Origin of the sequence: Pseudomonas floridensis, from assembly GCF_002087235.1 — a bacterium.
GTDB lineage: Bacteria > Pseudomonadota > Gammaproteobacteria > Pseudomonadales > Pseudomonadaceae > Aquipseudomonas > Aquipseudomonas floridensis.
In genome coordinates, this window is sequence record NZ_MUIO01000111.1 from 14,524 (window position 1) to 39,068 (window position 24,545).

Here is a 24,545-nt window from a genome sequence, read left to right on the forward strand (position 1 = left end):
TTTAGCGGCGTGCCAGGGCTTGACAAACAGCAGCACGAGAAAATTTTTCGTTTGACGCAAGTCACCGCCACTATTCCCGTAACGATGTGTAACAGTAATGGACGGCTTTAACGTCAACTGCGGAACCAGAATGAGTCTAAGTGCCACTCACCGGATTCTCAGGTCGCCAGGATGGCAAAATGGACTTTTACCGCTCATCTGAAAGGATTCCAGATTTTGTTGCCGGACGTCATTGCGCTCTGGCGGACTCGGCATGCAACGGATTGCTGTTGCACAGGTCGTGCTTCACCGGGTCTTTTTCGTCGGTGGCCGGTGCACTACTTTCGATGACTTCTACCTTGCGGGATAAGAGTTTGGGTTGGTTTGGACGAGTTGCAGGGTATGTAGGGCTGATTTTCTGTAGTGGCTGTGATCCGGAGAGGAGTCTGCAAAGTTTTGGCGGGCCGACCATGGGCAGTCACTATTCAGTGGTCTATACACAGGGGCGCGGTCAGCCCGACAGTCACGCGCTGCATCGTGAAGTGGATGCCATCCTGGCTGAAGTCGATCAGCAGATGTCCCTGTGGCGCACCGATTCGGACATCGCGCAGTTCAATACGCTGCCTGCCAACAGTTGCCAGAAAATGCCTGCGCCGGTGCTGGACATGGTTCGTCTCGGTGATTACCTGTCCCGCGAAAGCAGTGGCGCCTTCGACGTCACGATAGAGCCGTTGATGGAGTTGTGGGGATTTGGTCCCGACAGTTGGCCCAAAGACCCACCGACGCGCAAACAACTGGATGAAACGCGTGCCAAGGTCGATTACCGCGGGCTACGCGTTGACGATCAGCGGTTGTGCAAGACCGCCGCTGTGCGCGTCGATCTCAACAGCATCGCTGCCGGTTACGCCGTGGACCGGATAGGTCAGCGTCTCGAGGCGCTGGGCGTGCGCGATTATCTGGTGCAGGTCACCGGGGAGTTGAAGACCAGAGGCCGTAAGCCGGACGGTTCTGCGTGGCGAGTGACACTGGAACTGCCGCATAACGAACATCAAGCGATGCAGGAAGTCTTTGCGTTACACGACAACAGCGTCTCCACGGCGAGTGATCACGCGGTGTTCTTTGGCGGAGCCCGTCATCAGGCGTCGCGCACGCTGGATGCCTTGACTGGCAAGCCGATCAGTCATGACCTGGCGTCGGTCACCGTCATCCATCCTTCAGCCCTGATGGCGGACGGCCTTTCGTCGCTGTTGCTGATTCTTGGCCCGGAACGCGCCTGGAAATATTCGCAAGAACATAAAATTGCTGCTTTTTTTGTGATTCGTGCCGATAAGCGCTTTATCATTCGCACCAATGCGTCGTTCGATCTCCTTACCTCGGAGGGACCCCTGTAAGTGCGTTGTACTTGGCTGGCTTATTTGCGCAGACAAAAGTGGCCTTCGACGCGACCAAGGGTTAATGTTCGCCGCCTCGGCGCAGCGCTAGACTGCGCGGCGTGATTTAGCCAGAGATGCCAGAGTGGCGCCTCGGACTGTTCTAAAGGAGTACGCATGGCTGTCTACAACTACGACGTAGTGGTACTGGGTTCCGGCCCAGCCGGAGAAGGCGCGGCAATGAACGCCGCCAAGGCGGGACGCAAGGTCGCCATGGTCGACAGCCGTCGGCAGGTGGGGGGCAACTGTACTCACCTGGGCACCATTCCATCCAAGGCACTGCGTCACTCGGTCAAACAGATCATTCAGTTCAACACCAACCCCATGTTCCGGGCCATAGGCGAGCCGCGCTGGTTTTCGTTTCCGGATGTGTTGAAGAACGCGGAGATGGTCATCTCCAAGCAGGTCGCTTCGCGCACCAGCTACTACGCACGCAACCGGGTCGATGTGTTCTTTGGGACAGGCAGCTTCGCCGACGAGAACAGCATCAATGTGGTCTGCCCCAATGGCGTGGTGGAAAAACTGGTCGCCAACCAGATTATCATCGCCACAGGATCGCGCCCGTATCGCCCGGCGGATATCGATTTCAGTCACAAGCGCATCTACGACAGCGACACCATCCTCAGCCTCGGCCACACCCCGCGCAAGCTGATCATCTATGGCGCCGGCGTGATCGGCTGCGAATACGCATCGATCTTCAGTGGTCTGGGCGTGCTGGTCGAGCTGGTGGATAATCGCGACCAGCTGTTGAGTTTCCTCGATACCGAGATCTCGCAAGCGCTGAGCTATCACTTCAGCAACAACAACGTGATGGTTCGTCATAACGAAGAGTACGAGAAGGTCGAAGGCCTGGACAACGGGGTGATTCTGCACCTGAAATCCGGCAAGAAGATCAAGGCCGATGCCTTGCTGTGGTGCAACGGGCGGACCGGCAACACCGACAAGCTGGGCCTGGAAAACATCGGTCTCAAGGCCAACGGCCGGGGCCAGATCGAAGTCGACGAAAACTATCGTACGACCGTCGCCAGTGTTTATGGCGCAGGCGACGTGATTGGCTGGCCGAGCCTGGCCAGTGCGGCATACGACCAGGGCCGCTCGGCGGCGGGCAGTGTGGTCGACAACGGCAGCTGGCGTTACGTCAACGACGTGCCGACCGGGATCTACACCATTCCCGAGATCAGCTCGATCGGCAAGAACGAGCACGAGCTGACCCAGGCCAAGGTGCCATATGAAGTCGGCAAGGCGTTCTTCAAAGGCATGGCGCGTGCGCAGATTTCCGGCGAGCGGGTCGGGATGCTGAAGATCCTGTTCCATCGCGAAACCCTGGAAGTGCTGGGCGTGCATTGCTTCGGCGACCAGGCGTCGGAGATCGTGCACATCGGCCAGGCGATCATGAATCAGCCCGGCGACGCCAATACCATGAAGTATTTCGTGAACACCACGTTCAACTACCCGACCATGGCCGAAGCCTATCGGGTAGCCGCTTACGATGGCCTCAACCGGCTTTTTTGAGCGACTCCGGCCGGTGGCCTGAGCCGGCCGGGGCGACCGATTTCAGCGATTCCCGAGCGTGGCGGTGGCCAAACCGGGAAAGTCTGTAATCAGGCTGTCTACGCCGAAGTCGGCGAGCCTGCGCATCAGGGCAGGCTCGTTGACCGTCCAAACCGACACATGCAGGCCCTGGCGCTGCGCTTTCTGCAGGCGCTCGGGTGTGCACAGCGTCCAGTTCAGCGCCAGAATCTCACAGCCATAGTTCTGCGCGACCTTCAGCGGGTCGAGCCAGGCGTATTCGGCGACCAGCCCACGCGAGATGTCCGGTGTCAGTTCGACGGCGGCGCGCAGCACTTCTCGCGAGCTGGAGGTGATGGTGACCTTGTCCAGCAGGCCGTGACGCTGAGCCATCTCGCGAATCGCCAGCACGGTGTTCGCGGCCCGGGTGCGTGAAGCGCTTTTGACTTCCAGCTGCCAATGCTCGAAATCGCATTGCTCGAAGAGTGTTTCCAGACGTGGAATGGGGCAGGGGTTTACCCAGCCCGGCCCGCCCTTGCGCGCATCGTAGGTCACCAGGTCGGCAGCGGCGTGTTCATTGACCTTGCCGCGCCGGTCGGTGGTGCGTTTCAGGGTTGGGTCATGAATGACCATCAACTCTCCGTCGAGAGACAGATGCAGGTCCAGTTCGCAGCGGCGTACGCCGTGCTTGAGGCATTCCTGAAAACTGGTCAGGGTGTTTTCCGGTGCTTCGCCCTTGGCGCCGCGGTGGCCGTAGATAAGGGTCACGTTTACTCCTGGCCTGAAAGGCACCAACTACTGTGTATGGGGATAAGAGCCGCGGTCATGCGCCTGACGGCTGACCGCGCTCCAGCGCCTGCCTGCGTTGCTGCGCCTGTCGTTGCAGCACGTGGCGGGCGATCAACTGGCGCTGGGCATCGGGAAGCTGTACGAACTCGACCCAGGTCTCGAAGCCGCCGTCGGGCAGCGGGTCGCTCTGCGTCACCCTGGCATGCAGCATCAAGCCGGAGGCTTGCGGCATCAGCACCATCTTGATCGACAGTTCTTCACCCGCCGTATAATTTTGCAACGAATTGAACTGCATGCCGCCTTCGGAGAGTTTCACCGGCTGCGGGGCGCCAAGCTTGCCGAGCGCCGTGTGTGCGACCACCTGACCCAGCAGGTCGATGCGCTTGTTCAGCGACTTCAGAAAACTGTTGAGCACCCGGTCTCGCTCGTCGAGCTGGCGCAGCAGGTGCTGTGATTCGAATTCGCTGACGTGCAGCTCGCTGAGCAGGTCGAACAGCGCCGAAGTTTCCTTCATCGCCTCGTGGCTGGCGGTCTCGGCGGCAGACAGCGGGTTAATTTCCAGTGCGACGCTGGCATCGATACGGTAGTATTCGCGGCGTTCTGCTTCATCTAATGTCGACATGGCGAACCCATGGTAGCGGCGGTGGTCAGAGAGTCTCGAGTGTAAAGCTGCACGTCAAGGCCCGCCACACGGACGTCCTCATTCCTGCGAACAAAGTCCCTAATGTTCAGACCTCTTTTTGTATTCATAGGCACGCGCTACACACGTGCAAAACGACGCAATCATTTTGTTTCCTTCATTTCCCTGACTTCCATGATCGGCCTGGCGCTTGGCGTTGTGGTGATGATAGTCGTGTTATCGGTCATGAACGGTTTCGATCACGAAATGCGCACTCGCGTGCTCGGCATGGTGCCGCACGCCACCATCGAGTCGGGCGATCCGATCACCGACTGGAAAGCGTTGGCTGCCAGGGTTCAAGAGAACCGGCAGGTGCTCGCAGTCGCGCCCTTCACGCAGATGCAGGGTCTGTTGACCCATGAAGGCAAGGTACAGAAAGTGCTGCTCAACGGTATCGACCCGACCGAGGAGCGCAAGGTCTCGATCATCGACAACTTCATCCAGCAGGGCAAACTGGACAGTCTGGCACCCGGCAGCTTTGGCATCATGATCGGTGACAAGGCCGCTGCGAAACTGGGCGTCAAGGTCGGTGACAAGCTGACCTTCGTCGCGCCAGAGGTGTCGCTGACACCTGCCGGCATGTTTCCGCGCATGAAGCGTTTTGAGGTGACCGGCATCTTTCATGTCGGCGCGGGCGAGATCGACGGCTATCTGGGCCTGACCAACCTCGATGATCTGGCGCGCCTGCACCGCTGGAAACCCAACCAGGTCCAAGGCCTGCGCCTGAAGTTCGATGACCTGTTCGCAGCGCCTCGCACTTCCTGGGAAATCGCTCAGAAGCTGGGCGAGAACAATTTCTACTCCCGTGACTGGACCCGTACCCACGGCAACCTGTACCAGGCGATCCGTATGGAAAAAGCCATGATCGGTTTGCTGTTGTTACTGATCGTGGCCGTTGCGGCGTTCAATATCATTTCCACGCTGGTGATGGTGGTCAATGACAAGAAAGGCGATATCGCGATCCTGCGCACCCTGGGTTCCACACCCCGGCAGATCATGGCGATCTTCATGGTGCAGGGCACGGTGATCGGCGTGGTAGGCACTTTGATCGGCGCGGCGCTGGGCATTCTCGCCGCTCTGAATGTCAGCGCGGCGATTTCGGCGCTCGAAGGGCTGATCGGCCACAAGTTTCTCAACGCCGACGTTTACTTCATCGATTACCTGCCTTCGCAACTGATGGCCCAGGACGTGTTCCAGGTCTGCGGTGCGGCGTTGGTCCTGAGTTTCCTCGCCACCCTGTATCCCGCCTGGCGTGCTGCGCGCACCCAGCCGGCGGAGGCGTTACGTTATGAGTGAGTCGGGCATGTCTGATAAAGCAGTATTGAGTTGCCGCAACCTGGGTAAATCCTATGAGGAAGGCCCGGAGTCCGTAGTTGTGTTGTCCGGCCTGCAACTGGAATTGCATCCTGGTGAGCGCGTCGCCATCGTCGGCAGTTCGGGCTCGGGCAAAAGTACCTTGCTGAACTTGCTGGGAGGCCTGGATACGCCGTCGCAAGGCAGTGTCTGGCTGGCGGGCGAAGAGTTGTCGGCGCTGGGCGAAAAGGCCCGTGGTCTGTTGCGCAACCGCGCGCTGGGCTTCGTGTACCAGTTCCACCACCTGCTACCCGAATTCACCGCGCTGGAAAACGTCTGCATGCCGCTGCTGATTGGTCGCACGGCAATCCCCGAGGCACGTCAGCGTGCAACGGCACTTCTGGAGCGTGTTGGTCTGGGGCACCGTCTGGCGCACAAACCATCCGAACTGTCCGGTGGTGAACGTCAACGCGTGGCGATCGCTCGTGCGTTGGTCAATCAGCCGGGGCTGGTGATGCTGGATGAGCCGACCGGCAACCTTGATCACCATACCGCACAAGGCATTCAGGACCTGATGCGTGAGCTGAGCACGTCGTCGCGCACGGCATTTCTAGTGGTGACGCACGACATGAGTCTGGCCCGGCAAATGGACCGCGTGCTGCGTCTGGAAGACGGTCGCCTCGTCGAGGCTTGATTCACCCGACCCGGCGCAAGTCATCGCGCCGGGTTCTACATTTTCTCTACGGTGCTCCGCGAATGTTCAGACCGTTACCCATCTTCATCGGCATGCGCTACACCCGCGCAAAGCGCCGCAAAAGCTTTATCTCGTTCATTTCGATGACATCGATGATCGGTCTGGCACTGGGCGTGCTGGCGATGATCGTGGTGCTGTCGGTGATGAACGGTTTCCAGCGTGAAATGAGTTCACGGATCCTTGGCATGGTGCCCCATGCGGTGATCGCAGGCACCACGCCGGTGGATGACTGGAAGCCGCTGGCCGCCGCTGCCCTGAAAAATCCCGAGGTCACCGCTGCCGTTCCGTTCACCGACATGGAAGGCATGCTGTCTTACAAGGGGTCGATGCAACCGATCCAGATCAGCGGCGTCGATCCGTCGCTCGAGCATGAAGTATCGATCGTCACGCAACACATTACCCGAGGCGCCATTGAAGACCTCAAGCCTGGCGAATTCGGTGTGGTGTTGGGTGACCTGACTGCACGTCGGTTCCGTTTGAGCGTGGGCGACAAGCTGACCCTCATCGTGCCTGAAGTCAGCAATGCACCGGGCGGCATCACGCCGCGTCTGCAACGCCTGACGGTGGTGGGTGTGTTCAAGGTCGGCGCCGAACTGGATGGCTCCATGGCGCTGATCAATATTGCGGATGCTGCGCAAATGCAGCGTTGGCAGCCCAATCAGGTGCAGGGCGTGCGACTGGCATTGAAAGACCTGTACATGGCCCCTCAAGTGTCGACCGCCATTGCCGGCAGCCTGGGCGACGGTTATCGCGCCGATGACTGGACCCACACCCAGGGCAGCCTGTTCAGCGCGATGAAGATGGAAAAGACCATGATCGGTCTGTTGCTGCTGATGATCGTCGCGGTCGCTGCCTTTAATATCATCGCCACCTTGATCATGGTGGTGAACGACAAGGGCGCTGACATCGCCATCCTGCGTACCATCGGTGCGACGCCAAGGCAGATCATGGCGATCTTCATGGTGCAGGGCACGGTCATCGGTATTGTCGGAACCTTGATCGGCGGCGTATTAGGCATCATCGCGGCGTTGAACGTCAGCAGTCTGGTGGGCTGGGTCGAGCGGGTCAGCGGTCAGCACATCTTTAGCTCCGACGTGTACTTCATCAGCAACCTGCCGTCCGAATTGCAGGCTGGCGACGTGCTGCTGATTTGCAGTGCCGGTTTCATCCTGAGCTTCCTGGCCACCGTTTACCCTGCCTGGCGCGCCGCGCAAATTGAGCCGGCACACGCCCTGCGCTACGAATGATCAATGGCCTGTGACAGTGAGCCGTTGCTGACCATCAAAGGGGTCGGCAGCGGCTTTTTGCGATAAGGCGGGCAATTCGACGGTAAAGCGGGTAATGCCATTGGCCGACTCGCAGCGGATCGTTCCACCATGGGCGTTGACGATCGAGCGTGTGATCGCCAGACCCAGCCCCGCATGCTCGCTGCTTTCCTGCCTGGCAGGATCCGCCCGGTAAAACCGTTCGAACAGGTGCGGCAGTGCGTCGGGCGTGATGTCCGTGCCGTTGTTTTCGACACTGAGCGCGACGCCTGATGGCGATGTATTCAGTTCAATCGTTACGTGGCCACCCGGATGGGTGAAGCGCAGGGCATTGTCCAGCAGGTTGGACAGCACCCGGCGCAGCAAGCCCGCATCGCCATGCAACCGGGCCTGACCCCGGCGCGAGAGCCTGATGTCAGCGTCATCGGCCAGCGGGGCAAAGAACTCCAGTACCGCATCGACCTCGTCTTCCAGTTGCAGCGGCGCTCGGACCGGCCGTAACAGGCCGTGCTCGGCCTTGGCGAGAAACAGCATGTCATTGACCATCTGCGCCATGCCTTGCAGCTCTTCAAGATTGCCCGCCAGCGCTTCGCGATAGGCCTCCAGCGTACGCGGACGAGTCAGCGTGACCTGTGTCTGGGTCAGTAGATTGGATAAGGGCGTGCGCAATTCGTGGGCGATGTCGGCAGAGAAGGCCGACAAGCGCTGGAAGCTGTCGTCCAGTCGATCAAGCATGGCATTGAACGCGCGAGTCAGTTCGGCCAGTTCGGTGGGCATGTCCTGCTCGGGAAGTCGAGTGGTCAGCGAACTGGCGGATACGCTGGCCGTTACTGCGCTCATCTTGCGCAACGGTTGCAGCCCGCTGCGTGTTGCCCAGGCACCCAGCAGCGCCGTGGCCAGCGCCGAAAGACCGACCGTCAGCCAGATCAGGCGCTGCATGCGCTCGAGGAAATGCTGGTGATGAGTGATATCCAGCAGCAACGTGACGTCAGGTGACTGCGCGGAGCGCGAGTCCAGTGGTACGGTGAGACTGCGCCAGGCAATCGGGTCGGTCGTGAAGGTCTGTAGACCGGCGGCAGGCGGAACGGGGACTGGCGCGGTATCGAACCAGACCCGGCCGTCCGCCCCGCTGATGCGCAGTGTGAGATCCGGCTGGTGGCCCAGAGTGGCGTGTAGCAGTGCCTTGCGCTGGTTGAAGTCCTGTTGCGTCGCAACGCCCTGCAAGGTGCTACGAAGCGTGGCGAGTCGTGCATCGAGCAATTGCTGATCGAGTTCGACAAAATGTGTTGCGCTGGCATGGCTGAACAGAATACCGGCGGTCAACGAGACCCCTGCCGCGCACGCGGAAAACAGCAGCGCCAGACGATTGCGCAACGAAAGCCGATCGAACCGGCGGCGAATGTTCACAGCGCACGTTCATCGATCACATAGCCCATGCCACGCATCGTGTGGATCAGCTTGTTCGGGAAGTCATCGTCGATCTTTCGCCGCAACCGGCGAATCGCGACTTCGATGACGTTGGTGTCGCTGTCGAAGTTCATGCCCCAGACCTGCGAGGCCAACAACGATTTGGGCAGCACTTCACCCTGACGGCGCAGCAACACTTCCAGCAAGGTGAACTCCTTGGCGGTCAGAACGATGCGCTGGCCACTGCGCTCGACCTCGCGACGCATCAGGTCCAGACGCAGGTCGGCGATCTGCAGATGAGTGTCCACACCTGCAACGCCGCCCCGGCGCAGCAGGCTGCGGACCCGGGCCAGCAATTCCGGGAATGCGAAGGGTTTGACCAGGTAGTCATCGGCGCCCAGTTCCAGGCCGTGGACGCGATCTTCGATGGCATCGCGTGCGGTCAGAAACAACACCGGCGTATCCCGACCGGCAGCGCGAACCGACCTGAGGATTTCCCAGCCGTCGCAATTCGGCAGCATCACGTCAAGAATCAGCAAGGCGTGATCGCCGCTGACGGCGCGCTCCCGGCCTGTTATCCCGTCGGCCACCCACTCGGTGTCGAATCCGGCTTCGTTCAGCCCCTGGCGCAGAAACCGGCCGGTTCTGGGCTGGTCTTCAACGATCAATAATTTCATCGAGCGAGCCATGTCCATTGCAATGCAGGCTTTATAGCGCAGGCGAGGGCATCCGGGGCGAAGCTGACCGAACTGTAATCCGCTGCCTGCGCCGCGTGGAACAAGCAATTGTCGCTGAAAGCCTGTCGCAAACCCTATAAACTCGCCGCGTTAATTCATGATCCAGGTATCGCCATGCATCCCGCAGCCGAACATTCGCCGCTGGGCAAGTCCAGTGAGTACATCTCCACCTATACGCCTTCGTTGCTGTTTCCGATTCCGCGTGCCGCAAAATGGACCGAGCTCGGGCTGACCGCCGAGACGCTGCCGTACAAGGGTGTCGATTACTGGAACTGCTATGAACTGTCCTGGCTGCTGCCGTCGGGCAAGCCGGTGGTGGCGATTGCCGAATTCAGCATTCCGGCCGACTCGCCGAATATCATCGAGTCGAAGTCGTTCAAGCTGTACCTCAACTCGCTCAACCAGACCGCCTTCGAGTCGCGTGAGCAGGTGCAGGTGACGCTGGAGAAAGATCTATCGGCTGCGGCCGGCACGCCGGTCGGCGTGCGCATTCGCAATCTGGACGAGGTGGAACGAGAAGGGGTAGCGACGCTGCCGGGCGTGTGCATCGACGATCTGGACATCCATGTCAGCAGCTACGACCGTCCGCAACCTGAACTGCTGCGCTGTGATGCGTCACGTGTTGTTGAAGAGAGTGTTTACAGCCACTTGCTCAAGTCCAACTGCCCGGTCACCAGTCAGCCGGACTGGGGCAGCGTGGTGGTGGAGTATCGCGGCGCGGCGCTGGATCCGGCCAGCCTGTTGGCTTATATCGTCAGCTTCCGCCAGCATTCGGATTTTCATGAACAGTGCGTTGAGCGGATATTTCTCGACCTGCAACGCCTGCTCAAGCCGGAAAAACTGACGGTGTACGCACGTTACGTGCGCCGCGGCGGACTGGACATCAACCCGTACCGCAGCACTGAAACACTTGATGTGGACAACGGCAGGCTGGCTCGCCAGTAATCCGGTTCGAACGCGGCACGCATCTGACAAGTCGGCACTGGGTGAGAGTGAGAGTGGTCACTAAGGCGGTGTTTCAGGCGCTGGATGCCTGGCGGACGCACCAGCGTCTTCGGCGAGTGTTGCCCGGAGCAGGCGCGCCTCCACGAAAGATGCGTTTGTCTTCAGTGAGAAGTCGTCAGGGTCATCAGATTCCCATGTTGCCCAGCGTCTGCACAATATTGCGCAAAGTACCGGCAATGGCTGGATGCTCCAGCTCGAAACGCTCTACCGCAAGGTTGACGCCATCCGCCAGGTTCGGGTCTTCGTGAGTGGCGTTTTCCAGTTCAAGCTGGCCTTTGATCTGTTGAATCAGATCCTGCAGGTTGTCGCGCTCAGCGTCCGACAGCGGCGGATTCTGCTCGAGTTGCGCGCGCAGGGTGTCGAGTTGTTCTTGCAGTTCGCGGGCAGGCATGACGTGCTCCTTCAATGATAAGTCTGTCCCATGGACTACGCCGCTGGGCTAAAGGTTCGTGACGCCTTAAGACTAATCCACTCCAGAGCAGGCTGCATATGTGTCAGGGCTTTTCGCCCTTGCTGCGACGCAGGGCGATGTCTGCGAGGCAGGATTCGAGTTCGCCCAGGTGATCGATCACCGAATGCACGCCCAGTGCGTACAGCTTGAGCGTGGCGTGGGCGCGTCGTTGTTCGCGTTCGGCGTCGTTCAGGGTCTGCCACTGCAGCGGAGACAATCCGCACAACGGTCCGCAGGACGCCAGCCCGATGGTCCAGAGCCCCGCGTTCAGACCCGACTGCAACAGACGAGGCTCTCCGCTGATCAACACGCAACCGTCTAGCTGGCTGACGCCCAAGGCCATCAGCGCGGTCCAGCAGGCATCTGGCGCTGGCCATCTGGCGACCGCGCGTGGCGCAGGGACGATCCAGTCGTTGACCGGCTGGGCGAGTGTATTACTGAGTGTGTCAGGCAATTCGTCGAGCCAGGCGCAGGGCACGCCTTGTTGACGTACCGTACGCAATGCGTCCAATGCGCCTGGCGTTGCCTGAGCGGGGTCACAATCGCGGTCCGCCGCCGGACTTGCGGCTTGGGCGCCGAAGTCCACCAGGCAGCCGCTGAGGCCGAAAAGCAAAGCGGGAAAGGCGGGCAGGGGATTGAGGACCGGTGCAAGCATGGTGATCGCTCTCAAATACCAGAGCACGCTACAGGCCTTTTGTGACATTGCGATGACCGGGTGATGACTGCGATTATCCGCACGGCGTTGCTGACAGAACTGCCTTATTCGACGCAGAAGGCTTTATACTGCCGGTCCTTGCGTGTGGGGGCGTAGCACCCGCGTCAATATTTCGATCAGGAGTGTCAGCTATGCCCGTGACCGGTGCAGGCTTTATCAAACGTCTGGCTCAGTTGTCTTTCTGTGCCGGTATGGTGCTGGTTCCAGTCGTCGCTCAGGCGGCCGAGGACGACCCGTGGGAAGGCGTGAACCGTGCCATTTTCCGCTTCAACGACGTGGTCGATACGTACACGCTCAAGCCGCTGGCAAAGGGTTATCAGTACGTCGCACCGCAGTTCGTCGAGGATGGCGTGCACAACTTCTTCAACAACATCGGTGACGTGGGCAACCTCGCCAACGACGTGTTGCAGGCCAAGCCTGCCGCCGCCGGTGTAGACACCGCGCGTCTGATCTTCAACACCACGTTCGGTCTGCTGGGGTTCATCGACGTGGGCACCCACATGGGCCTGCAGCGCAACGATGAAGATTTCGGGCAGACACTGGGCTATTGGGGCGTAGGCAGCGGTCCCTTTGTCGTGCTGCCACTGCTGGGGCCGAGCACGGTGCGTGACGCCATCGCCAAATACCCTGACACCTACACCAGCCCCTATCGCTATATCGATCACGTACCGACCCGCAACACGGCGTTGGGCGTGAACCTGGTCGATACCCGCGCCAGCCTGTTGTCGGCCGAGCGCATGATCAGTGGCGACCGCTACACCTTCATTCGCAACGCCTACCTGCAGAACCGTGAATTCAAGGTCAAGGACGGTCAGGTAGAAGACGATTTTTGATCGTCGTTCTGTGATGTGACTCAAGATAAAGGCGACCTCGGGTCGCCTTTATTGTTTTTCCGGAATGTGAACCCGTCCTCACTTCATGGCCAGGATGGACAGGCCCAGTTTCTGTCCGCCGCCGTCTTCGTCAGTGACCCATACCACTTCCGTATCGGCCTCAAGGCCCTTGAGCGCCGGATGATCGGAGTCGATACTGACCTTCAGCTTGTCCCCGACGCTGAACGAACGCGGTGCCTGAACCTGCATTCCGGAGCTGGAAAGGTCAATGCACACGGCGGGAATGACCTGACCGGCATGGATCAGGTTGACGTCTGCGTCGACGCGCATGCGGATGTAATCTCGTTTCTCCTCGTAGTCGCGATCGGTTCGACTCATGTCCTGTCCTTCGTTTTGGTTGCTTATGTGTCCGTTCTTATAACTCCCGGCGATTTGCGATGTAAAGAGCGTAAAGTCCGGGCCGGAGTACGCTTGAAACGCCCGTCGGATGGGAGTACCGTCTGCGCCTTGAAGGGCACCTCTGAACACGATGCGCAGTTGCGTTGCGCACGGATGGTTCAAGAGAGGCTAGAAGCGAATCCAGTAAGCAGGTTCCGGTAAACCGGGCCGCCTACGCAAACCTGATCTGGCGCCGTTTGCCCACATGCCAAAAACCAGTGCCACGCTACTGATAATCGATGACGACGAAGTCGTGCGCGCAAGCCTTGCCGCCTATCTGGAAGACAGTGGCTTTAGCGTCCTGCAGGCAAGTAACGGCCTGCAGGGGATTCAGCTATTCGAGCAGAAAACTCCAGATCTGGTCGTCTGCGACTTGCGCATGCCGCAGATGGGCGGGCTCGAGCTGATTCGTCAGGTGACGTCCATCGCGCCACAGACGCCGGTCATCGTCGTTTCCGGCGCTGGCGTCATGAGCGATGCGGTCGAAGCCTTGCGCCTGGGCGCCGCCGATTATCTGATCAAGCCACTTGAGGACCTCGCGGTGCTCGAGCATTCGGTGCGTCGTGCGCTGGACCGTGCGCGCCTGCTCAAGGAAAACCAGGTCTACCGCGAAAAGCTGGAAACGGCCAACCGTGAACTTGAAGCCAGTCTCCATCTGCTTCAGGAAGATCAGGATGCGGGCCGCCAGGTGCAGATGAACATGTTGCCGATCACGCCGTGGTCGATTGACGAGTTTCAATTTGCCCACCAGATCATTCCGTCGTTGTACCTGTCCGGCGACTTTGTCGATTATTTCCGGGTAGATGAACGCCGGGTCGCGTTTTATCTGGCCGACGTCTCCGGGCATGGTGCATCCTCGGCTTTCATCACCGTATTGCTGAAGTTCATGACCACGCGCCTGTTGTTTGAGTCCAAGCGCGGTGGAACCTTGCCTGAGTTCAAGCCTTCGGATGTACTGGGGCATATCAACCGTGGGCTGATCAGTTGCAAGCTGGGCAAGCACGTGACCATGGTTGGCGGTGTGATCGATGAGGAATCGGGCAAGTTGACCTATGCCGTTGGCGGCCATCTGCCGCTGCCGGTGCTTTACACCGAAGGTCAGACGCGTTATCTGGAGGGCCGCGGGCTGCCCGTCGGACTGTTCAACGAAGCCACTTATCAGGACCATGAAGTGGACCTGCCGGCGTCGTTCAGTCTGACCATGTTGTCTGACGGAATACTCGATCTCCTGCCCGGTGATACACTCAAAGAGAAAGAAGCCGTTTTACCCGAGTTGGTGAAGACGGCTGGCGGCAGCCTGGATGGCTTGCGTCAGGTTTTTGAATTGGCAACGCTAGGGGAGATGCCGGATGATATCGCCTTGTTAGTGTTAAGCAGGAATCTTTAATGAGTACCGGTAGAATCCAGTTCGCCGAGCAGGAAGGTACCTTCGTTCTCAAGTTCGTGGGTGAAGTGCGGTTGACGCTGTGTTCGGCCTTGGATGCGACTATCGAGCGAATCTTCACTGCCTTGAATTTTTCGGCCGTGGTCATCGATTTGACCGAGACTCGCAGCATCGATAGCACGACGCTTGGCTTGCTGGCCAAGCTGTCGATCCTGTCCCGTCAGAAAGTGGGTCTGCTGCCAACGCTGGTGACCACTCATGAAGACATCACGCGGCTGTTGCAGTCGATGGGCTTCGATCAGGTGTTCAACATCGTCGATAGACCCATACCGCGTCCGGAATGCCTGACCGACCTGCCGTCGCAGGATCAGTGCGAGGACGTGGTCAAGGCCAAGGTGCTGGAAGCGCACAAGATTCTCATGGGCCTCAACGATTCCAATCGCGAAGCGTTCCATGATCTGGTCAACGCGCTCGAAGGTCAGCGGTAAGCGTATTCTTCGTCTGCCAGGCTGAATTGCGGACAGCAAAAAGGGCGACTCCCGCAAGGAGGTCGCCCTTTAGTGTTTTCAGGCCTTGGCTGAAAGCAGTGCTTCGAGCTTTTCCTGATCGCGAGCGAACTGGCGAATGCCTTCGGCCAGCTTTTCGGTCGCCATGGCATCTTCGTTCGAAGCCCAGCGGAACTGGCTTTCGGTCAATTTCTGTCCGGCTTTGCCATCTTCGCCCGGGTTGCCTGGCGAGAGCTTGCGCTCCAGGGTGCCGGTGTCTTCAGCCAGTTGCTTGAGCAGGTCCGGGCTGATGGTCAGACGGTCGCAGCCTGCCAGTTGCTCGATCTGGTTCAGATTACGGAAGCTTGCGCCCATCACGACAGTTTTGTAGTCGTTGGCTTTGTAGTAGTTGTAGATGCGCGTGACGGACTGCACGCCCGGATCTTCGGCACCGGCATAATCCTGACCCGACGACTTCTTGTACCAATCATAGATACGGCCCACGAACGGCGAAATCAGGAACACGCCTGCTTCGGCGCAGGCGATCGCCTGGGCGAACGAGAACAGCAGGGTCAGGTTGGTTTGAATGCCGTCCTTTTCCAGCTTCTCGGCGGCGCGAATGCCTTCCCAGGTGGAAGCCAGTTTGATCAGCACGCGATCACGGCTGATGCCAGCGGCATCGTACAGACCGATGATGCGCTCGCTGCGTTCGATCAGGGCATTGGTGTCGAAGGACAAGCGTGCGTCCACCTCTGTGGAAACGCGGCCCGGCACCACCTTGAGAATTTCCTGGCCGATGGCCACGGCGAAGCGGTCGCAGGCCAGGCCGATATCGCCCTTACTGTTGCTGAACGCATCTGCCAGCAGCTGCGAGTTGCTCTCGCTCGAAGCGGCCTTGAGCAGCAGGGAAGGGTTGGTCGTGGCGTCCTGTGGCTTGAGGCTTTTGATGGCGCCGAAATCACCGGTGTCAGCGACAACGGTAGTGAATTGCTTGAGTTGATCCAGCTTGGAAGTCATGAGCGTGCTCTGTCCTGTGCGGTTGGATGACATTACCCGAGCGCTGCCGCCCACTCAAGACCGCGGCGCATAAGGTTTCGCGCATCACGGGTTTAGAGGGTCGGCATCGTCGCGCAAACCTTGTCGAGAGTGGTTTGGAGCCTGTGACCGGCCGCTTGTTCCCTGGATCTGTCTTTAACCGCTTTACACTGACGGCAGGTCCGCTCTCGATTGGCAGAAACTGTACGAATCGTCCACACATGACGACCTTGTGACCGTAGGTGTGTGAGCGTGTGCAGCGCGTTGAGTGACAGTATGTCCAGCAGAGGGTGTGTATGGACAACCATAACCTTGCGCTGGCACCCTTCAGAGGCAAGGGGCAGCCCCATTTTCAAGGCCAGGATTCGGATCAAACCAAGGACAGACAATGACTACGCTTCACTTGTTGTGCGGCAAAATTGCGTCGGGCAAATCAACGCGGGCGCATGCCCTTGCCGACGAACAGGCTGCCATCCTCATCAGCGAAGACCGCTGGCTAGCAGCGCTGTACCCGGACGAAATACGCTCGGTCTCCGATTATGTTCAGCGCGCCCGACGCATTCGAGGCGTACTGGAGCCATTGGTCATCAGCCTGCTGAAAGCAGATAACAACGTGGTGCTGGATTTTCCTGCCAACACAGTTGCCGATCGTGCCTGGCTTCGGGGGTTGGCGGACCAGGCTGGCGTGCAGCATCGTCTGCACTTTCTCGATGTCGACGACCAGACGTGTCTTGAACGTCTGCGTGCGCGAAACGCTCAGGGCGGTCACGATTTTGCGGCCACCGACAGGGAGTTCGAGGTAATCACGAGTTACTTCAGGGCGCCCGAAGACGATGAAGGGTTGGTGGTCGTCACCGACTGACAGTGCCTGCGCAGTAATCCCGATCTACGGACTTGCTGCGCAGGCATTCAGCCGATCGTCACAACGACCATTTCAACGAGAACATCACGTTGCGTGGATCGCCATAGACGCCGCTGCCGGTGGCGAATGGAATGCCTTGCCAGTACTTTTCGTCGAACACGTTGTTCAAATTGACCCGCGCGTCCCAGTGCTCATCGAAACGATAACCCGCCATCAGGCCCACGACAGCGTATGAATCCTGCTCGGCTCGCCCGTTGCCGACCCGGTTGTAGGTTTCACTCTGGGCCAGAACGTCGGCACCGACCCGCAGTTTGCTGAAGTCGCCGGACAGGTGATAAGTGGTGGCGGCCTTGAACAGGTGCTTGGGTTGTTCCGGACCGAATACGTCGCCTTTGTCGAAGTTCCGGTCCTTGACGTATTGGCTCAGGACCAGCGTGTAGGACGCCGAAGCCTGCCAGTTTGGCGTCAAAGCGCCGCTGACCTCTGCGTCGATACCGCGACTGCGAACTTCGCCCGCCGCTTCATAGCAGGTACGGTTCTGCTGCTGGCACGTTGCGGGCGGGTTGACGATGGCGTAGGCACGGTTTTCCTGGGTCATATCGAACAGTGCGACGGACGTGTTCAGATCACCGTTGAAATACTCGCCCTTGAGGCCGATCTCGTAGCTTTCGCCAGTCATTGGATCGAGCACTGCGCCGCCTAGATCCTGCTGGCTCTGCGGCTTGAAGATCTCGGTGTAACTGGCGTAGACCGAGTAGGTGTCGTTCAGGTCGTAGACGATCCCGGCGTACGGCGTGACTTCGCGGGTGACTTTGTAATCACTGTTGTTGACCGAACGGTTCTCATAGTCGTACCAGCTCACGCGGCTGCCGACGATGATGTGCAACGGATCGATGGGGTTGAAACGCGCCGCCGCATACACCCCGTCTTCGGTTGCAGTGTTCTGGCTGACGTAGGGGGTGCGGGCACCCGGATCCGGCTTGGGGATGATGTTCGGGTTGAAGTTGTAGATATCAATTGGCGTCGAGCCGTAGAAGCCGCCTTTCTGGTCGAACTTCTCCTCGCGACGGCTGACACCGAGCATCAATTCATGCTCGCGGCCGAACAGTTTGAACGGGCCGGACAGTGATCCGTCGATGTTGGTCTGCACGTCGGTGGTGTCGTACTGGCCGGCAGCCTGGCCATAGCCGTTTCCGGAGGCCGTCAGGTAGTTGGAGTACATGTCGGATTCGGCCCAGATCTTCGCGGCCGCGATCTTGCCGCTCCAGCCGTTGTCGAACCGGTGGGTCAGGTCGCTGAAGACGCTGATGTTGTCCCGATCCCAGTAGGCCCAGTCGTTGCTCAGGAACGTGGAGCGGGGCAGGCCGAGATACTCGCCATTCGGTCCTGAAGGCAGGCTGCCCCAGTCCGATGTCGCGTCGTCCCGCTGCCTGGAGGCGCCGAGGGTCCAGGTGGTCGATTCGTTCAGGTCTGCTTCCAGCACGCCGTAAAACGTCTGGCGTTCTTCGTCGCGCTCGTCGAGAAAACTATTGCCGGTCTCGTAGGCCGTCACTACGCGGCCGCGCAATGTGCCAGCATCATTGAGCTTGTTGGAGGCGTCCACTTCCAGGCGATAGCGGTCCCAACTGCCCGCGCTGCTGGTGACGCTGACCTGGGGCGTCGCAGTCGGGCGCTTGCGGATCAGGTTGAGGGTTGCCGACGGGCTGCCCGCGCCGGTCATCAGGCCGGTCGCGCCACGCACCACTTCCACGCGGTCGTACATGGCCAGGTCTGCACCGGAAATAGTGTCCAGCGTGAAGGTACTGACGATGGTCGGCAGGCCGTCGTACATCAGGTTGTCGATACTGAACCCCCGAGCCAGAAACTGCTGACGATCCGTACCGAACTTGCGCAGGATGATGCCCGGAGCATATTTGACGACGTCGTTGAGGTCGTTCATGCCTTGGTCTTCGATGCGCTGACGGGTGATCACGCTGACCGATTGTGGCGTTTCGCGGATCGACAGCGGCAGTTTGGTCGCGCTGCTCATGGAGCCTGTGGTGTAGGAACCGCTGCCCTCGGTGGTGGCTGTTCCGGAGACGCCCGTCTGAGCGTTGATGTCGACATTGTCCAGAGTCAGCGCGCTCGACTGCGATGGGCTCGGCAGATCGGTTTGCACGGGAGCCGCCAGGGCAGCAGCAGATACACCGAGAGCCGCAAGGGCGGTCAGCGAGGTAAGCGGACGAAACATTGTGTGGTTCCTAAGATGGGCCAGAGCACTTGAAAAATGGCGAACTACTTGAACAACGGGCGCCGGACGTTTGGTCAGCGGTAAGGCTGGTGGAAGGATCCTAACAATTTCTTCACAAACATATAAATGCTAATTACTCTCAGTTACATTTATATACATATTCGTATTTGTCGCTGTGCCAACGCTCATCAAGTGCCCAGGAGTGGCGTTATAGAGCCTGTTGGGCAAAGATGCAGGTTCTAGTCGCCATGATCTGAGGGAACCAGCATGCATCTTCGACGCACATCGATTGCGAGTGTCATCGCGTTTTCGGCCTTGTCCTTTGGCGCTTTTGCGTCGGATCTGCCACCTGAACCGCTGTTGAAAAAGGCCGAAGCCGAGCAAAAGGCTTACCTTGATACCGTCAAGCAATTGGTGGATGTCGATACCGGTACAGGCCAGGCGCCGGGTCTGAAAACCATTGGCGATCTGCTGGTCGAGCGCTTGAAGGCGTTGGGAGCTGAAGTCAGCACTACGCCTGCCACACCTTCTGCGGGTGACAACATCGTCGGCACGCTGAAGGGCAGCGGCACCAAATCCTTCCTGCTAATGATTCATTACGACACGGTTTTCGGGCCGGGCACGGCGGCAAAGCGGCCGTTCAAAGTGCAGGGCGAGCGCGCTTACGGTCCAGGCGTTGCCGATGCCAAAGGCGGCGTGGCGATGGTGCTGCACTCACTCAAATTGCTACAGGACCAGGGCTTCAAGGGCTTCGGTACGTTAACGGTGTTGTTCAACCCGGATGAGGAGACCGGTTCCAGCGGCTCGAAGAAAATCATCGCCGACCTCGCTCGCCAGCATGACTACGTATTCTCGTACGAGCCGCCAGACAAGGACGCCGTCACCGTCGCCACCAATGGCATCAACGGCGTGCTTCTCGATGTGAAGGGCAAGTCCTCGCACGCAGGCTCCGCCCCGGAAGCCGGCCGTAATGCCGCCATCGAACTGGCGCATCAGTTGCTGCAACTCAAGGATCTTGGTGATCCGGCGAAGGGCACCACGGTCAACTGGACGCTGATCAAGGGTGGCGAGAAGCGCAACATCATCCCGTCAAGCGCCTCGGCCGAAGCCGATATGCGTTACGCCGACCTGAGCGAAAGCGACCGTGTGCTGGCTGACGCTGAGCGCATCGTGCAGAAAAAACTCATCGACGGCACCGAGATCACGGTGCGCCTGGAAAAAGGTCGTCCGCCATTAGCGAAGAACCCAGGCTCAGAGCAACTGGCGAAAACCGCACAGACCCTCTACGCAAAGATCGGCCGCAACATTGAACCCATCGCCATGCGTTTCGGAACGGACGCAGGCTACGCGTATGTACCGGGCAGCGCGAAACCGGCAGTGCTCGAAACCATGGGCGTTGTCGGGGCAGGGCTGCACGCGGATGACGAATACATCGAACTGTCGAGCATTGCCCCACGGCTTTATCTGACGGTAGCGTTGATCACCCAGTTGTCTCAATCTGCGCCTTGAAGGGGTCGTCTGACGCCACCTGTCGATAAATCCTACGCTCGCGATTGACCTCAAGGCCGATGCGCGATTAACTGTATATGTATACAGCTAATCACAAAAAGGCTCGCATTATGAGTGTCACATTCCTTGGCCCCTTGTCCGCAGGGGGCGTCAGGCTTCCTCTCATCTCCCTGTCGACCGTTGGCTCGCAGTCGCCCGTGGTGGAAAGGCACGTCTCTCTGGCGGAGCTGTGTGAAGTGCGTGAGCCGCACTTCTTCATTGCGACGATCGAGGACGACAGCATGAAAGGTGAGCACATCAGCAAAAACGACATGCTGATTGTCGACCGTGGTCGTTATGCCGAGCATGGCGACATCGTGGTTGCGTCGCTCAATGAGTCCCAAATCTGCCGACGCCTGCACATGCGTGGCAATGTCGTGATTCTGGAGCCCAGCCATGAGGGTTACCCACTGCTGCATGTGACCGATAACGACGACCTGATCATTCTGGGTGTGGTGACCCAGAGCTTGACCCAGGTTCGATAATGCTATGAGTTCGGGCTGGTTGTGGAACCGCCCGCCCGCAGGCTGTCATTCCCGAATGATCGACCTGCACGCGGCTTCATGGATTCCCAAAGGCATGGCGGTCGAATACCTGTCAAAGGCCAAAACCGGCGTCCGTGCTGTCGCAGACGGCACGGGCGTGGAATGGAAAACGGCTGGAGACAAGATCGTGCCGGTGGATATCTTCGACGAGGGCGGCGTGAAGGTGGTTGCGGCCAGAATTACGACGAACGTGAAGACTGCTTGGGGGTAGCGGGCGGGTTGAAGCAAGAGCGGGTGTATGGCGCTATTTGCAAGCCCCGTCGACCGGATAAAAAACCTATGAGATTTGCCAGTACGCAGACCCTTACAGTCGGAGGATGATGACTCACCGTTCGTATTTCAGTAGGCATTAACAGATGAAATTCAAGAAGGGTGGTTCAGATGAAGTCCTGTGCAGCTACCGCTATGACCCGTTAGACAGAATCGGCAGTCGTAAGGAGTCCGGTGAGTTTTGTCAGCGGTTTTATCAGGAAAATCGACTGGCGAGCGAAGTTCGTTCAGCCTTGACGTGCACGGTATTTCGTAACGCAAACATATTGTTGGCGGAGCGTGCCTACGATCCTGCCAGCAGTCAGGGCGCTAATGTAGTGCTGCTTACCGATAGACAACACTCAGTGGTTGGCACAGTGGATCTTCGGCTTTTTGCAGCGCTCAGCTACACGGCTTACGGTTATCAAGCATCATCAACAGGTGATGGAAGTCTCATGCGATTCGCCGGTGAGCGCCCTGATAATGTGACTGGGCATTACCTGTTAGGAAATGGCTATCGAGCCTATAATCCAACCCTTATGCGCTTCAACAGCCCTGACAGCCGGAGTCCGTTCGATCAGGGGGGCTTGAACGCATACGCCTACTGCGGTGCAGATCCGGTCAATCGTGTGGATCCGAATGGAGATATCTATTCCGGAATCGTTTTAAAAGCCGCTTCCAGATTCCTTGGGCTGATTGGTCATAAGCCTCGTCTGGATACCCTTGCCCCGCGCCTGACTCGAACACCCTCTACTATTGTGAAATCAGGGAGAACACCTAAACGACTCATCGCTCATGTCGATGAATCGCCTCCTTTAGAGGCGCTGCCTCAAAAAGTTTTGGCTAAGACGCCGCGTGAGCGTCATGTTCTGGAGACCTCGGAAAAAATGTTGCTTACGCATCACCGCCGTTACGTGAAGTCTTCCAAGGAAATGCTTAGTGAAAAACGGAGTGTGTTGCGACAGGAAGCAGCACTACGTGATGCTACTCAGAATCTCTCTAAACGGAGCCGTCCTGAGCGGACCAGGCCTCTATCGAAATTCGATGTATTGCAGGCCAAAATCGCACAGCAACGAAGCGCGGCTGGTAGAGCTGAAGCTCATTCTTTACTGGGATGGCCTTATGGCATACGAAGTAATAGTTTGATCTAGTACTGTCTGCAGGGAACCTATCGCACTTGAGTGCCCTTTCGATATTGACGAGCAGGGCTCTCTGGCGTTTCAGAACCGACGAGTGCAGGGCTTATCCAAAGAGCGCCTTTTACCAGTGATCCTCGCTCACGGTGGCTATAAACACTCGGCTTTCTCTCAGGTCTGGCGCAAGTTTTATCTTTATTCCGTTGGTGCTGTACCTGACTTCCAGCCGTGCTTGAAGTTTTGACGCTCGTTGTCGTATAGCATCAAAGCAATCAATGCCCTTTCAAAGCTGGCAATCGGACGCATTGCGGACAGGCTTTTTGCATCATTGGGCATAACTGACAATCCTGCACTTCAAGTGATCAGGGCTTTACCTTGTGACCAGCCATATGCTGCAGATACGCCATCAGCTTCTGCAGATCTGCATCCGGCAGCACAGCTTCCGAAAAACCCGGCATTTTCGCCTGCGGCCACTGACGCAAATCCTGAGGGTTGCGAATGTAGCGCTTGAGGAAGTCCATGCCCAGATACTCGGTCGGGTTATAGGGAATATTCAGATCCGGGCCAAACTGCGCATCACCCGCACCGTTCAGGCGATGACATGCCAAACAGTTTTTCTGAAAAAGCGCAAAACCCTGATTGATCGGGTCGTCAGCCTTGAGCGCAGGATCTGGCAGCAGGGCGGGGAAACGTTCGGTAACTGAAGCCATGCGTTTGATGCTGGCGACTTCAAACGGCCATTGCTCCGGACTGATATTTCCAGACTGCGGGTCCGTCCAGACCAGGTAAAAAGGCCCCGCACTGGGCTTGTCTGCAGACAGGGGCGGCCACGGATGGGCAGGGTCTTCGATCGCCAGCCAGGCCCGTGCGCCTTTTTCGTTGAGTAATGGCGCGGCCGCCAGCTCTGCGGCAAACCCGTCCAGAGCCACTGCCTGCAGGTGATCGCCAGGTTTGATTCCCGTCAACAGCGCGGCCACAGGTACGGCGCGATAAGTCATGTCCTTTTTGTAGGACACATCGTTTTTAACGGTAATAAATTGCAGTTGAGGGTGGGTAAGCAATTCTTCTGTTTGCCAGGTGCGGCTATTAGGGCCCAACTGCAGTTCCAGTTGAGCAGCGGATGACGGCAAGCTAAGCAACAGAACAACGAACAGAATAAGCGCTTTCAAAGGGGCGCCCTCTCGACCGTGGAAGGCGAGAAGTCTTGCACAGCCATGCGGGCCTGAATAGCAGACTGACCGCACGATGCTTATTCTTCACGATCACAAGCCACCCTGCTGAGTCGGCATGCGCTGTCGACGGTCTTGAGCAGAATGGTTGTTTTGGAGCGCTTCCACTTGATCGGGAGTGTTTTTCGCACGATGAAGTACGCGAAAGTGCAGCGCCTTCTATACGATCCAATACAGGTCATCGTCTGACAGAGGGTCGCGCTCTTGCAGTCGACTCCATGGCACCTGGCTGAACCGGCTGCATTTCTCGCCGCTTATCCTGGCCTGTGCAATCTGCTGGCAATTGAAGGTCTGACTTTCCTGATAAACTGTGCGGCCGTCCCGGTTGATCTTGATCTGAGCCATACAACTGACTGAGTTGTCCTTGCGTCTACGTAATGCAATCGTCGCTGGTTCCGCTTGCTACATTGAAGCACTCACTCTGAAAAACCGCTGGAAACGACCGTATTTAGCTACAAACAGGCTCGCTAAAATGCAACCAGAAATCGCCCCAAGCCCCCGTCCCACAAGGCCCGCACTGTCCCGCCGCTTCTCCGTTGCGCCGATGATGGATTGGAC

At 58.5% G+C, this 24,545-nt stretch carries 24 protein-coding genes and 1 pseudogene; 14 read left to right on the forward strand and 11 right to left on the reverse strand.

Translation table 11 applies throughout. From position 1 onward, the window contains the following. The first annotated feature begins 449 nt into the window (after positions 1 to 449). Together BZK31_RS24310 and sthA are read left to right on the forward strand one after the other, a co-directional pair. Positions 450 to 1,370 (forward strand): FAD:protein FMN transferase, encoded by a 921-nt coding sequence (locus BZK31_RS24310; protein ID WP_244182727.1) that lies wholly within the window; start codon positions 450 to 452, stop codon positions 1,368 to 1,370. A gap of 156 nt (positions 1,371 to 1,526) precedes the next feature. Next, entirely contained in the window at positions 1,527 to 2,921 is a 1,395-nt protein-coding gene (sthA, locus tag BZK31_RS24315) for a Si-specific NAD(P)(+) transhydrogenase (protein WP_083185830.1), read from the forward strand. A 42-nt stretch (positions 2,922 to 2,963) separates the two neighbouring features. Here the strand turns inward: sthA and BZK31_RS24320 are convergent, their stop codons facing one another. Next, positions 2,964 to 3,686 (reverse strand): glycerophosphodiester phosphodiesterase, encoded by a 723-nt coding sequence (locus tag BZK31_RS24320; RefSeq protein ID WP_083185831.1) that lies wholly within the window; start codon positions 3,684 to 3,686, stop codon positions 2,964 to 2,966. 55 nt (positions 3,687 to 3,741) lie between these two features. Continuing rightward, entirely contained in the window at positions 3,742 to 4,329 is a 588-nt protein-coding gene (locus BZK31_RS24325; RefSeq protein WP_083185832.1) for a PilZ domain-containing protein, read from the reverse strand. A 102-nt stretch (positions 4,330 to 4,431) separates the two neighbouring features. Between BZK31_RS24325 and BZK31_RS24330 the strand changes: the two genes are divergently transcribed. From BZK31_RS24330 to BZK31_RS24340, 3 genes are all read left to right on the forward strand, one after another. Beyond that, entirely contained in the window at positions 4,432 to 5,682 is a 1,251-nt protein-coding gene (locus BZK31_RS24330) for a lipoprotein-releasing ABC transporter permease subunit (RefSeq protein ID WP_083185833.1), read from the forward strand. A gap of 7 nt (positions 5,683 to 5,689) precedes the next feature. Beyond that, positions 5,690 to 6,373 carry a lipoprotein-releasing ABC transporter ATP-binding protein LolD gene (lolD, locus tag BZK31_RS24335; RefSeq protein ID WP_208617230.1) on the forward strand — a complete coding sequence of 228 codons (684 nt, stop codon included), beginning with the start codon at positions 5,690 to 5,692 and terminating at the stop codon, positions 6,371 to 6,373. A gap of 62 nt (positions 6,374 to 6,435) precedes the next feature. Beyond that, a complete protein-coding gene (locus tag BZK31_RS24340) occupies positions 6,436 to 7,680 on the forward strand; it encodes a lipoprotein-releasing ABC transporter permease subunit (RefSeq protein ID WP_083185835.1) in 1,245 nt (414 codons plus the stop codon). Here BZK31_RS24340 and BZK31_RS24345 read toward each other — a convergent pair whose 3' ends face one another. Continuing rightward, on the reverse strand, positions 7,681 to 9,105 hold the full coding sequence (locus tag BZK31_RS24345) for a heavy metal sensor histidine kinase (RefSeq protein ID WP_083185836.1): 1,425 nt from the start codon (positions 9,103 to 9,105) through the stop codon (positions 7,681 to 7,683). Next, positions 9,102 to 9,782, reverse strand: a complete 681-nt coding sequence (locus BZK31_RS24350) for a heavy metal response regulator transcription factor (RefSeq protein ID WP_083185852.1) — start codon at positions 9,780 to 9,782, stop codon at positions 9,102 to 9,104. Before BZK31_RS24350 ends, BZK31_RS24345 begins: the two co-directional genes overlap by 4 nt. Before the next feature lie 174 nt (positions 9,783 to 9,956). Here BZK31_RS24350 and queF point away from each other — a divergent pair, with 174 nt between their 5' ends. Beyond that, positions 9,957 to 10,787, forward strand: a complete 831-nt coding sequence (gene queF, locus BZK31_RS24355; RefSeq protein WP_083185837.1) for an NADPH-dependent 7-cyano-7-deazaguanine reductase QueF — start codon at positions 9,957 to 9,959, stop codon at positions 10,785 to 10,787. Between the two features lie 184 nt (positions 10,788 to 10,971). On the opposite strand, the gene BZK31_RS24360 is transcribed toward queF, so the two are convergent. Next, a complete protein-coding gene (locus BZK31_RS24360; RefSeq protein WP_083185838.1) occupies positions 10,972 to 11,238 on the reverse strand; it encodes a DUF4404 family protein in 267 nt (88 codons plus the stop codon). Between the two features lie 103 nt (positions 11,239 to 11,341). Then, the gene (gene pcrP, locus BZK31_RS24365) at positions 11,342 to 11,953 is read right to left on the reverse strand and encodes an HAD superfamily inactivated hydrolase PcrP (protein ID WP_083185839.1); all 612 of its coding nucleotides are present in this window, start codon (positions 11,951 to 11,953) and stop codon (positions 11,342 to 11,344) included. A gap of 191 nt (positions 11,954 to 12,144) precedes the next feature. Here pcrP and BZK31_RS24370 point away from each other — a divergent pair, with 191 nt between their 5' ends. After that, the gene (locus tag BZK31_RS24370; protein ID WP_083185840.1) at positions 12,145 to 12,846 is read left to right on the forward strand and encodes an MlaA family lipoprotein; all 702 of its coding nucleotides are present in this window, start codon (positions 12,145 to 12,147) and stop codon (positions 12,844 to 12,846) included. 78 nt (positions 12,847 to 12,924) lie between these two features. Here the strand turns inward: BZK31_RS24370 and BZK31_RS24375 are convergent, their stop codons facing one another. Continuing rightward, positions 12,925 to 13,224, reverse strand: coding sequence for a PilZ domain-containing protein (locus BZK31_RS24375; RefSeq protein WP_083185841.1), 300 nt, complete (start codon positions 13,222 to 13,224; stop codon positions 12,925 to 12,927). 265 nt (positions 13,225 to 13,489) lie between these two features. On the opposite strand from BZK31_RS24375, the gene rssB reads away from it, so the two are divergent. Continuing rightward, entirely contained in the window at positions 13,490 to 14,671 is a 1,182-nt protein-coding gene (gene rssB / locus BZK31_RS24380) for a two-component system response regulator RssB (RefSeq protein WP_083185842.1), read from the forward strand. Beyond that, the gene (rssC, locus tag BZK31_RS24385; protein ID WP_024687337.1) at positions 14,671 to 15,156 is read left to right on the forward strand and encodes an anti-sigma factor antagonist RssC; all 486 of its coding nucleotides are present in this window, start codon (positions 14,671 to 14,673) and stop codon (positions 15,154 to 15,156) included. Before rssB ends, rssC begins: the two co-directional genes overlap by 1 nt. Before the next feature lie 78 nt (positions 15,157 to 15,234). On the opposite strand, the gene tal is transcribed toward rssC, so the two are convergent. Next, positions 15,235 to 16,170: a transaldolase gene (tal, locus tag BZK31_RS24390; protein ID WP_083185843.1), complete on the reverse strand. Its 936-nt coding sequence runs from the start codon at positions 16,168 to 16,170 to the stop codon at positions 15,235 to 15,237. Between the two features lie 406 nt (positions 16,171 to 16,576). Here tal and BZK31_RS24395 point away from each other — a divergent pair, with 406 nt between their 5' ends. Then, positions 16,577 to 17,050, forward strand: coding sequence for a P-loop nucleotide/nucleoside kinase family protein (locus BZK31_RS24395; protein ID WP_083185844.1), 474 nt, complete (start codon positions 16,577 to 16,579; stop codon positions 17,048 to 17,050). 58 nt (positions 17,051 to 17,108) lie between these two features. Here BZK31_RS24395 and BZK31_RS24400 read toward each other — a convergent pair whose 3' ends face one another. Next, positions 17,109 to 19,280, reverse strand: coding sequence for a TonB-dependent siderophore receptor (locus BZK31_RS24400; RefSeq protein ID WP_083185845.1), 2,172 nt, complete (start codon positions 19,278 to 19,280; stop codon positions 17,109 to 17,111). A gap of 267 nt (positions 19,281 to 19,547) precedes the next feature. On the opposite strand from BZK31_RS24400, the gene BZK31_RS24405 reads away from it, so the two are divergent. The 4 genes and pseudogenes from BZK31_RS24405 (at position 19,548) to BZK31_RS24420 (ending at position 22,773) form a co-directional block, all read left to right on the forward strand. Next, on the forward strand, positions 19,548 to 20,789 hold the full coding sequence (locus tag BZK31_RS24405) for a M20/M25/M40 family metallo-hydrolase (protein ID WP_083185846.1): 1,242 nt from the start codon (positions 19,548 to 19,550) through the stop codon (positions 20,787 to 20,789). 110 nt (positions 20,790 to 20,899) lie between these two features. After that, positions 20,900 to 21,313 (forward strand): LexA family protein, encoded by a 414-nt coding sequence (locus BZK31_RS24410; protein WP_083185847.1) that lies wholly within the window; start codon positions 20,900 to 20,902, stop codon positions 21,311 to 21,313. Between the two features lie 73 nt (positions 21,314 to 21,386). Next, positions 21,387 to 21,584: pseudogene (locus BZK31_RS24415) on the forward strand (DUF4442 domain-containing protein); the annotation flags it as partial. A gap of 145 nt (positions 21,585 to 21,729) precedes the next feature. Continuing rightward, the gene (locus BZK31_RS24420; RefSeq protein WP_083185849.1) at positions 21,730 to 22,773 is read left to right on the forward strand and encodes an RHS repeat-associated core domain-containing protein; all 1,044 of its coding nucleotides are present in this window, start codon (positions 21,730 to 21,732) and stop codon (positions 22,771 to 22,773) included. Between the two features lie 180 nt (positions 22,774 to 22,953). On the opposite strand, the gene BZK31_RS29560 is transcribed toward BZK31_RS24420, so the two are convergent. Further along, positions 22,954 to 23,094 (reverse strand): hypothetical protein, encoded by a 141-nt coding sequence (locus tag BZK31_RS29560; RefSeq protein ID WP_157900787.1) that lies wholly within the window; start codon positions 23,092 to 23,094, stop codon positions 22,954 to 22,956. Positions 23,095 to 23,120: 26 nt separating this feature from the next. Then, positions 23,121 to 23,927 carry a c-type cytochrome gene (locus BZK31_RS24425; protein WP_083185850.1) on the reverse strand — a complete coding sequence of 269 codons (807 nt, stop codon included), beginning with the start codon at positions 23,925 to 23,927 and terminating at the stop codon, positions 23,121 to 23,123. Between the last annotated feature and the right edge of the window lie 618 nt (positions 23,928 to 24,545).